This window comes from Halomonas sp. B23F22_20, from assembly GCF_043496985.1.
GTDB lineage: Bacteria > Pseudomonadota > Gammaproteobacteria > Pseudomonadales > Halomonadaceae > Halomonas.
On sequence record NZ_JBIEKH010000051.1, the window covers coordinates 1 to 2,022 of the forward strand.

Below are 2,022 nucleotides of genomic sequence, written 5' to 3' on the forward strand. Positions count from 1 at the left end.
CCTTTCTCGATCACGCGCCATTCGTACCAGCCCATGTCCGGCTCACCATAGACCTCGATCTGAGCGTAGGCCGTGTAGGGGTGGTCGATGCGGTACAGCACGCTGGTAGCCATTGCGATGGTCCTCAGCCTCGGGGAGTCAGTAGCGCCTTGACCCACCTGGTCCCTTTAGGCCATCCCTTGCGTTCGGCATAAGCCACGAAGGCAAGGCTTACGATCGAGAATAACCCTATCGTAATGCAGGTCATCAAGAAGTTGTGGTGATCCATGCCACCATAACCGTCATAGCCGCCAGCAACATCCGGTACCGGAATGCCCGTTGCGCTTGCTGAAAGCGGCATGAACAGGGCCAGCATGCTCAGCAGCGTTTTCATCAGAGTTGCGCCTGGTCAGGGGTGGGGCTCAGGAAAACCTCGGTGGTGGCATTTTTCAACACCGTTTCTGGATCTGCCTCAGCAAGATCAGATTGCCCACTGACTGCTAAGGCTTCAGCTTCAATATGGAGTAGCTTGTCGATCGCAGGCTCGGTCAACCCGCTGTTCTGTACTTTGGCCAATTCGACCAAGCTGAAAAGATCCCGCATGCTGTTTGCCTTGTCGTCGGGATTTTCCGACTCGGCAAAGCTCTTGAATTCCTTCAAGCGTTGCGCGGCTATGTCTAAGATGGTTTTCTCGAGCTGCATAACTTAACTCCTCGCTACGTCATCCATGATTTTCTTTAGCCCAAGGTCGCCATGTGCATCTTGGATGATCCGTAGTGATTCATCCCAGCGATCATGGCCAGACCCTTTAACAGTATGAGCCCATGGTTTCCAATCATCAAGGCCGGCGCGCACCTTTTGATGAGCATCAGCATCAGATAAACCATGCTTTGACTTGCAGTGATCGAATGCCTGAGCAGCTGTCATGTTTACATAAGTAAAATCGTCTACCACGTCGCTAAATATGGCGAGCAGGCCATTAGGCTGTTTAACGAAGCGCCATGCCATAGTGTTTACACCTCTCCTCTTTACTAGCCGCTAATCTTCACCAGGTGGCGCACTAGAGAGCCCCAGCCATCTGGGCGAACTCGGTTGGCGATGTCCTTGCAGAGATCTTCTCCTAGCTCATTGAGGCCATGCTCATGCCCATGGAGCTCCAGGTAGAGCTCGACTACTCGTTCAAGTTCCTTGAAGGTGCGGTGCTTGCGTTCTTGGAATGTATTCATCTGCAGAATGTCAAGTTCTGTGTTTGTACATTCAGATAGTGGCTTCTTTAAAATGTCAGAAGGCATAGGGATTTTGACCGTTTTTTCAGTGGCAGAACATAGAGCGCTTCTAGGGCCTTCGTGCGGAGATTTTTGGCAGCCAGCGCCGCGGTAGTGTGGGGAGCCCTGAGATACGCTTTTCAATTGAGGCATGAGTCTCACGAAGAGAGGCGCAACATATGTCGACTTGGCGGGAATCTACGCCGGGAGAAGCCTGACGCTCAGCGATCGCGTCGGCCATCATTATCAATCCGTCATGGCAAATATTTTGAAACCCGATCCCAAGGCCGGTGTTCTCGTTGTAACTCCACTTTCCAGAAGCTATAACGCTGATACCCATAATTCCCTGGAGCGACAACCCATGCTCCCCTTTTACGGCAGCATTCGGGAGCAGTGCTGACAGCTCTTCATAAGAGGCCTCAGAGAGGTGATCAAAGCAGATAGCATCCCCTTCGGGCTGATTGCGAACCACCCCTGTGGCGTTATCGCATAAGTAATGGATGCGCTCCATCATGCCGACCAAAGTCTGCGGCATGACCAGCAAGCGCTCATTGAGCTCTTTCCCACGGCGAACCTGAGCTGCATGACGCCTGGCCGTTAACGATGTGGCCTCATTCTGGTCCTTTTCAGCGGCTGAGAGAGCAATCTGCAGGTCGGAGAGGCTAAATCGCGAATCTCGCTCGACTAGCTCTAGCGCATAGCGTCGAGCGGTCTCGAGGCCTTCCATAGCGAACCACTCGGTATGGCCGTCCTTCCCATCAGGATGTGGCGATCGCCA

General features: G+C 53.0%; 4 protein-coding genes. All 4 read right to left on the minus strand.

Annotated elements, in window-relative coordinates:
* Nucleotides 1-124 precede the first annotated feature (124 nt).
* Nucleotides 125-373 carry a hypothetical protein gene (locus tag ACGTN6_RS20435; RefSeq protein ID WP_394594879.1) on the minus strand — a complete coding sequence of 83 codons (249 nt, stop codon included), beginning with the start codon at nt 371-373 and terminating at the stop codon, nt 125-127.
* Entirely contained in the window at nt 373-681 is a 309-nt protein-coding gene (locus ACGTN6_RS20440; protein WP_394594881.1) for a hypothetical protein, read from the minus strand. Before ACGTN6_RS20440 ends, ACGTN6_RS20435 begins: the two co-directional genes overlap by 1 nt.
* A 3-nt stretch (nt 682-684) precedes the next feature.
* Nucleotides 685-987, minus strand: a complete 303-nt coding sequence (locus ACGTN6_RS20445; RefSeq protein WP_394594883.1) for a hypothetical protein — start codon at nt 985-987, stop codon at nt 685-687.
* 327 nt (nt 988-1,314) lie between these two features.
* A partial coding sequence (locus tag ACGTN6_RS20450; protein ID WP_394594884.1) for a hypothetical protein occupies nt 1,315-2,022 on the minus strand: 708 nt, incomplete at its 5' end.